Raw genomic sequence first — 7,535 nt, 5'->3', positions numbered from 1 at the left:
GTAATCTCCTGCTTTGGCTTACCGCTTTATTATACTAAATACCATGGTGAACTTGGATCGGCTGCTAAGACTGTTTGATCATAAGAACAGCCTACTTAGTTCAAAAGGTGATCAAAACGGAGTTTTCACACAGGCTGGGCTCTAAGGAGACTAAATTCATCTAAACAACAATGTCTCCTAATGCCCTTTTACCGACAAATTGCAAGCAATCTCACCATACCATCAAGTGCGCTTTAAAAACCTTGAAACATAATTCGCTTTATCCCCCCATTCAGGCTATCTTCAAGGCTCGCAACTCCCACCAATACAAGGAAACGTAAGAATGTTATTAAAAAATAAATTACTGATGGCGCTATTCGCAGCAAGCATAGGCCTAGCCGGATGTTCAGAAAAACAAGAAGAAAAGGCTGAAGATATGAAAGATGAAGCGGCCGAAATGTACTCTGAAGCTGCTGAAAAAACCAGTGAAGTGATTGAAGAAGGAAAAGTGAAAGCCGAAGCGTTGAAAGAAGATGCTGCTGACGCTTACGATGATGCTAAAGATGCGACGGCTGAAGCAATGGAAGCAACAAAAGAAAAAGCTGCCGCAGCGAAAAAAGCAGCAGCGGCTAAACTGAAAGAAGCTTGTATTGCAGCTAAAAAGAAATTGGGTGAAAGCACCGAAGGCTGTTAGTTAGCGAACGTAATTATGGCGATTTCGGTTTCACCGTCTAAGCTAAGTCTTCCCCAGGTAAATCCTGGGGTGAAGACTGTTTTAGAATTCCTTGTTCTCAAATTCCCTTCTATTACACGTAGTATTTGGCTGCAGCGCATGTCTGATGGCAAAGTGCATTGGCATGATGGTAGTTTGATCACAGCTCATTCACTTTTTGCAGCTCAGCAACGCGTTTACTATTATCGCGAAGTTAAAGATGAACCATTAGTCCCATTTACTGAAGAAGTGATTTTTCAGGATGAATTGATTTTGGTCGCTTTTAAACCTCACTTTTTGCCGGTAACGCCGGGCGGCCAGCATGTTGAGGAATGTTTACAAAATCGCTTACGCAAACGCTTCTCTAACCAGCAAATTCAAGCTGTGCATCGAATTGATAAGGCAACTGCTGGCTTAGTCTTGTTTTCACTGAACTCAGATTCACGAAAGCATTACCATCATTTGTTTGAAACCCATCAGGTGAGCAAGACCTATCAAGCCATTGCAAGCACTATTAACAAACCAGTAAATGAGCATGAGCAGTGGGAAGTTAAGAACCGCTTAGTGAAAAGCGAGCCAAGATTTTTGATGAAAATAGTGGATGGCGAGGCTAATAGTCACTCCCGCATTCGCTGCTTGAAGGCGGGTGATGACAAAGCTCTATTTGAATTGAATCCAGTAACGGGTAAAACCCATCAACTGCGCCTGCATATGCAAAGTTTAGGTTGGCCCTTATTAAATGATAATTACTATCCTGAACTGCAAGTGAGTCAGCCTGGTGAGTTTAGCCAACCTTTGCAGTTATTAGCTCAAAAGCTTGAGTTTATTGATCCCATTACGCAGCAGGTAAGGTGTTTTTCTAGTAATAGTGAGCTTAGTTTGGCTTAGTGAGTTCGTTGTATCATCCATCCGAACGTCGAACGCCGAATCCTGACAACCCAATACCGTCATCCCGTCGAAGGACGGGATCTTTTTGGGATTGATGGGTGGTGTGGGAGATTACTGCCTTCGCAGTAAAGACGGTAGGGGTAAAAGGTGGCGGGTGTTATTTCGTCATCCCGTCGAAGGACGGGATCTTTTAGGGATTGATGGGTGGTGTGGGAGATTACTGCCTTCGCAGTAATGACGAGAGGGTGTGAATAGACGGAGGTTACTGCCTTCGCAGTAATGACGAGAGGGTGTGAATAGACGGAGATTACTGCCTTCGCAGTAATGACGAGAGGGTGTGAATAGACGGAGATTACTGCCTTCGCAGTAATGACGATATGTTGAAGGATGGGCGAGAGGGGTTTATCGATTGCATAAGGTGTCTATAGATATTATGCTCTGCGATAGCCGGTTTCATTGCGGTTTGTATTAATTAACTTTCTCGGAAATTTTTCATGACATTAGAAACGCCCTCTCTTCCAAATCAAGTAAACAAATCGCGAGGTAAGCGCACAGGTCTTATCTGGCTTGGAATAGTGTTGGTCTTGGTGCTTATTGCTATTTATGGTGGCAATCGTGATCATGAAGTGGCGCCGGTGGCAGTAGCAGTAGCAGATCCTTGGGATTCACGCGTGCTGGCCTGTAATAAGGTACAAGATGCTTCACCAACAGAAGATTTCACAACGTGTTTGGAAATGGCTGGAGAGGGTTGGCTTGATCCTATGCATCGTCTCGTTTGGGCATATAGTCGAGAGGGTGAGTTCTACGATGTGGAACGCATGCAATATTGGCTGAATGAGTTAAGCCTATACGACGAATATTCCGAAGTGTTCAGTCAAATCTTGTTATTCACCAAAGGGCAAACGCCTGACTTAAAACTCATGGGTGAAAAGGGTATTCGCCAACTGGCATCAATTAATAGACCCATAGCAAGTGCCTATTTAGCCACCTTGTATTATTTAGAGTTGAATACTCTACCTAAGCGAGAACGCATAGATTGGTTGCTAGAAAGGTCATATAAGAAAGACAAAACTTGGTTGCTGCCAACCGATTTCGCTATCATTTATGCCGAAGGATTTTTGGGAGAAAAGCAGCCTGAGAAAGCTCAAAAAGTATTACGCGAAGCGGTTAAGTACAACTTTCCTTTCCATGCAAATAACATTGCATGGTTGATGGCAACTAGCACAATTTCCGGTTTGGCCGATTCCTCCACCGCATTAGACATCGCGCTTAAGGTTACCAATGCGAAGGGCTACACAGATCGTTATGTTTATGTTGATACCCTAGCGGCAGCCTATGCCGCGAATGGCGATTATACTAATGCCGTGAAGACACAACAATCCGCCATCGATTTGTTGGTCGCAGAGAATAGCGAAGGACAAACAGAGCCCGGTTTAGTTGAGTCGTTTAAGCAACGCTTATCTTTATTCGAGCAAGGAAAGAACTATACTGAGGAAGTTGCGAATAACGGAAAAGCGTTCTTCACTGGTTTGAAAAAAATGATAGAAAGCGATTTACTGAATAGCTACTACTTCGAGATTGAGTCTAAAGAGCCTCTTGTGGAAGAGCTTGAAGGGAACTAATAATCGAAAGTGAAATTAACATCCTTGTTCGCCCGCTTTCCTTGCTTGGGCAATCCACATCGAAAAATCAAAAAATAAGCACTACTATTCTAACTATTTGAAAGTGACACTAAAAATCGTTCGGCAATAAATTGTCGAACAAGCTTTAAGCCCCAATCACACCATTCACAATGGGTTCAAATGCAGTCAATGAATCCATCAAGGCGGCGTTACCTAAACCTGTTTGTGGGAATAAGGTACGCATTTGACCTTGCTCACCATGCAAGGCTAGATAATTCAAGATAACCGTCTCAACTAATAAGTTCACATTGTTGGCCGCTGGTGTTGCCGATGTTTCAACTGAACCATCACGACGCATATAACCAATTTGCTGGCTTACCGCCTGCTCTTCTGGCGTTCCACCAATTAACTGTGGCGTACCATTTGGGTTATACACCATGAAAAAGGAAGCGGCGGTAGACGAGTTATCACCCGTCCACACACCTTTACCGCGACCATTTTCGGAGTCGTCTATCATACCGTTACTTGCTACCGAACCATCACTGACTACGTACATCATTAATGGAACGCCAACTCGCGCGGCATATTCTAGTACTGCGCCCATGCAGCGACCCGCACGTAAATCACGTACTTCGCCAGCGGAACGATTGCCGGTGTGATAATCGTACCCACCCATAGCAATAGTGCCTGCGCCAGCAAAACCATTTATCACTAATTTCATGACGGAGGCTGTTTTTTGGAATTCGCGATCACCATCAAATTCTTCTTGTGTGAAGATGCCGTTTTCGCCCACGATATCTGGGTCGAGTTCAGGGTTTAGTGTTGTTGGATCGCCAAATCTGTCTGCAATATCTGCGCTCTTTACATAGCCGCAACGAACCAGTTCTTTCACGTTTTCATCTTCACTGATTCTTGTGCTTACGCGATCCAGCTTCATGTCACTGATACGTTGCACCGACTCCATTACTGAAACAGCGTCTTCTTGGTTTAACAAGCCAACTAAGTCACCTGTATCAACTAAACCAGTTACGTCGGAAGGACGGTCAACTTTTGTTGGGCGTTTACCTGGGTCGATAAGTGCTGCCGGTGCCATTGAGCTGCCGCCGCTGTCGGAGTTTCTTGAACCGATAAGCGTTAGTAGTGAACCGTCTGAACCCGCACGGTTGATTCCGTACATTGGGTTGTGAGGGTTGTTTCCAGTGTCATTTTCTGAACGAGCTGGGATAACGGCGCCATTCACATTGGCTCGGTTACCTACCGCGAATTTATCTTGGATGCCGCGCAAAAATGCACTGTCAGCATGAAACGCTAAACCTAGTTCAGTATTTATAAAGTCTGATAAGCCGGTGGCTGGGTTAGCGATACTAGGTATCATGTCGCCTGGCAAACCTTGACGGCTATAACCTTGCGTACTGAGGAAGTCCATTTGACCGCCACGACCACCAATTAATACGTTTGAACCCGCTACATTAGCTCCGCCTGCCAAATCAAATACGATAAAGGGAATTTTACCCGCGCCTTGAGTGGCAATGCCGCAACCTGCTTTCAATGCTTCTAAATCGGCAGACAAGCCAGCATGTGCTTTGCCAGAACTTGCTAGCATGCTTAATACTGAACCGCCAACGACGGCACCCATGCCAGCGGTGAAGCCTTGAGCTAGGAAGTCGCGACGAGTGACGGGGCGGCCATGATCTTGGTGAAACAGAGGCGCATCTGCATCAGCGCCATTCTTTCCACCCATTCCACCGTGATCAGTCTTAGCACTAGCGCCTACTGAGTATTTCTTTGAAAATGTATGTGTTGTTTTTTTCATCTTAATCACCTATTCGCATCTGCTATTGCATAACAACAGCAGCGCTGCCGAGCACGGCTGCGCAAGTTGCTTTTGCTACTGTGGGTGTAGTTTGCGCTGAACAAGTGTTGTTGTTTGAACAAGTTGTTAAGCGGTCGATTAAATTATTCAGTTCTGTCGAGACATCAGCTGAGGCTGGTTGGCTACTTAAGCCACTGCCTATCATCCGGTCTATCAATGGATTGATTAATGCAGCTCGGTCATCACTGTTAAAACCTGAATTTGCTGACTTAGCAAAATCAAAATCAGGGAAGTAACTAGCGCGTAAGCTGTTATCTTCAATAAGCACATCACAGTAACGGATCGCCATTTGTGTAATCGCCATTTGATTCGAGGCTAAAAAGCTTTGCATCTCAGTTACGCTAGGTAGTTGCTGACGAAGCTGCAGATAAGTGCTGCTCACGGCTGATTGCGAAGAAGGTACGGTCGTTAATACCGACATACTCGCATTCACTTCAGCAAAGTTTCTAATGCCTATATCTGCTTGTGGCTCTAAATCAACGGGCGGCGCGGCTACAGGTACTTCTGCGGCAGGGCGTGTTGATAGCGCATCACCAAGCACTTCAAAAGTCAGGAAGAACTCGTCTTGCAGAGGACCTTTTTGTAAAGGAATAATGGTGCCCTGAGTAGAAAGTGACATGCCTAATTCATTGTTGGCAGCTTCAACGCCATCAACAGTCAGGTTTAAGGTTGCAAACACTTGCCCGCCTTTTGATTCACGACCATTCACACCAATTCGTATACCAGTAAGTGTGATGCCATCTAAGTTGGCGTTGTCGTCAAGGCTTAGCATTGAAGGTTCGGTAAACAAGTAGCTGTATGAATCGAACTGGCTAACTTCAAACACAACATAGCTTTGCGGTACATTTATAATTTCAGAAATACCAAATAGTAGGAAGAATTTCTCACCCACACCTGCATCGAAGTTTTTAAGAATTTGTTCTGGTGTTAGTACGCGATTATGTATGGCTGCCATTCTAATAGTTCCAGCCCAAGGCACATCACCAGATACTTCGTTACCAAGAACAAAAGCAAAGCTAGCATCCCAGTCACTTAAACCCGCGGCTTCAATTTCATCTACGTCATCAGTAAATTCGCCATTCACGTATATTTGACGACCGCCAACACCATCATAGTTAACCACAACATGTTGCTGAGCTGCTTGCAGATCTTCATCGGCATCACGCGTGCTTAAAGCAGGCATTCCATTAGTGTCGGTGTTGCTATGACGCAATAGCATGTCATAGTTATATAAGGTTTGACCTAACGTGAAGTTTCTTCTGTCACGACCACCCGAATAACTAACAATACGTGCAGGGCCTTCCTGGGTAACGTTAGCTGGCGCAACCCATGCTTCAATAGCAAATTCGCCCGTCGCCACAATTAAGTCGTGAATTTTTTTACTGTCGGTGGTTGAGCCTTGCGCTTTACCATTGGTTAATTGAATACCATTACCGCCAACCCATTCGTAACCACCACTAAGGGTAAGGTTGAGTGCAGGTTCAACACCACTGGTATCGAAAGCCGTATTGCCAGATGCCGTTTTAAATTCCCATTTTGCAATGAGGTTATTTTCAAAACGACCGCCGCCAGTCGCGAGTGTGCCATCAAATAAGGTGAGGGCATGCGAGCTGACAAGGTTTGCATCTAATTCTGTCACTTCGATAGCATCTGACATGGTGCGGATTGCATCAGCTAGCGTTTGACCATCTGCTTGGCAGTTTTCTGTCCAACAGTTGTGGAATTCATCGCGAAGTCTTGCTACGAGTCGCGAGTCTTCCGGCAAATCTAAATTCATTTTTGAAGTAGCGGAAGCGTAGGCTTCAGCCACATCTGAAGAGGCTAGATATGGCGAAATTGGTATCGAAGCACTGGATTGGTGACATCCGGCACAATGAGCGCGTAGCTCAGGATAAACCGTTGATTCAAACAGGCCTGGATCCGCTGGGAAGTTTTTATTCGCACCCGGTATTTTCACTACCGGCGCATTTAATTCAATTGTGGTCGCTTCTTCTTCTGTGCTTATCCAGTTACTTATCCAAGTTGTTAGGATATCAGCACAGGCTGAAGGATCGCTTTCCCAGCAGTTGTGGCCGCCAGCGACTTTCGTCACTAGCGCTGACTCACTGATTCTTGAAGTATTTATAAGCTGATTCACTTCAGCATAAGCTAAGTTGATGTCATCGAATCGCGCAAAAGGTGGCGATTGTTGATCTTGCACATGACATGCGCCACAACGATCCGGCTTCGCTATATTATCCCAAACGGCAAGTTTGAAGTTTTGCACATCGGTAGTTGCTGGTGCAGGGCCTGAATAATTCACAACGGGCTGTTGCACTGGCGGTGGTAAAGGCGTTGGCTCAACTACCGCATCGCTTCCGCCGCCACAGCTGGCAAGAAGAAGTACAGCAATGCTAGCAGCGCCAATTTGGCGTGCCGCTCGTGTGCTTAGTGCTTGCATTTGAGGTGCTAGCATTTGAGG

Annotated in this window: 5 protein-coding genes; 3 read left to right on the top strand and 2 right to left on the bottom strand. The window is 45.4% G+C overall.

Annotated elements, in window-relative coordinates; translation table 11 throughout:
• The first annotated feature begins 322 nt into the window (after positions 1-322).
• The 3 genes from ACKLNX_RS09470 to ACKLNX_RS09460 all read left to right on the top strand — a co-directional run bounded on the left by ACKLNX_RS09470 (position 323) and on the right by ACKLNX_RS09460 (position 3,201).
• The gene (locus tag ACKLNX_RS09470; RefSeq protein WP_412972178.1) at positions 323-673 is read left to right on the top strand and encodes a hypothetical protein; all 351 of its coding nucleotides are present in this window, start codon (positions 323-325) and stop codon (positions 671-673) included.
• A 15-nt stretch (positions 674-688) separates the two neighbouring features.
• On the top strand, positions 689-1,579 hold the full coding sequence (locus ACKLNX_RS09465; protein ID WP_412972177.1) for a pseudouridine synthase: 891 nt from the start codon (positions 689-691) through the stop codon (positions 1,577-1,579).
• A 494-nt stretch (positions 1,580-2,073) separates the two neighbouring features.
• A complete protein-coding gene (locus ACKLNX_RS09460; RefSeq protein ID WP_412972176.1) occupies positions 2,074-3,201 on the top strand; it encodes a hypothetical protein in 1,128 nt (375 codons plus the stop codon).
• A 145-nt stretch (positions 3,202-3,346) separates the two neighbouring features.
• Here the strand turns inward: ACKLNX_RS09460 and ACKLNX_RS09455 are convergent, their stop codons facing one another.
• A complete protein-coding gene (locus ACKLNX_RS09455; protein WP_412972175.1) occupies positions 3,347-5,014 on the bottom strand; it encodes a hypothetical protein in 1,668 nt (555 codons plus the stop codon).
• 22 nt (positions 5,015-5,036) lie between these two features.
• On the bottom strand, positions 5,037-7,514 hold the full coding sequence (locus ACKLNX_RS09450) for a LamG domain-containing protein (RefSeq protein ID WP_412972183.1): 2,478 nt from the start codon (positions 7,512-7,514) through the stop codon (positions 5,037-5,039).
• Between the last annotated feature and the right edge of the window lie 21 nt (positions 7,515-7,535).

This window comes from Glaciecola sp. MF2-115 (assembly GCF_047250385.1).
Taxonomy (GTDB): domain Bacteria; phylum Pseudomonadota; class Gammaproteobacteria; order Enterobacterales; family Alteromonadaceae; genus Glaciecola.
This window is presented reverse-complemented; position numbering and strand designations above follow the sequence as displayed.

What these genes read in the sequence shown, in the direction of transcription:
- ACKLNX_RS09470 (WP_412972178.1), top strand. Translation starts at nt 323, where the DNA reads ATGTTATTAAAAAATAAATTACTGATGGCGCTATTCGCAGCAAGCATA.
- ACKLNX_RS09465 (WP_412972177.1), top strand. Translation starts at nt 689, where the DNA reads ATGGCGATTTCGGTTTCACCGTCTAAGCTAAGTCTTCCCCAGGTAAAT.
- ACKLNX_RS09460 (WP_412972176.1), top strand. Translation starts at nt 2,074, where the DNA reads ATGACATTAGAAACGCCCTCTCTTCCAAATCAAGTAAACAAATCGCGA.
- ACKLNX_RS09455 (WP_412972175.1), bottom strand. Translation starts at nt 5,014, where the DNA reads ATGAAAAAAACAACACATACATTTTCAAAGAAATACTCAGTAGGCGCT.
- ACKLNX_RS09450 (WP_412972183.1), bottom strand. Translation starts at nt 7,514, where the DNA reads ATGCAAGCACTAAGCACACGAGCGGCACGCCAAATTGGCGCTGCTAGC.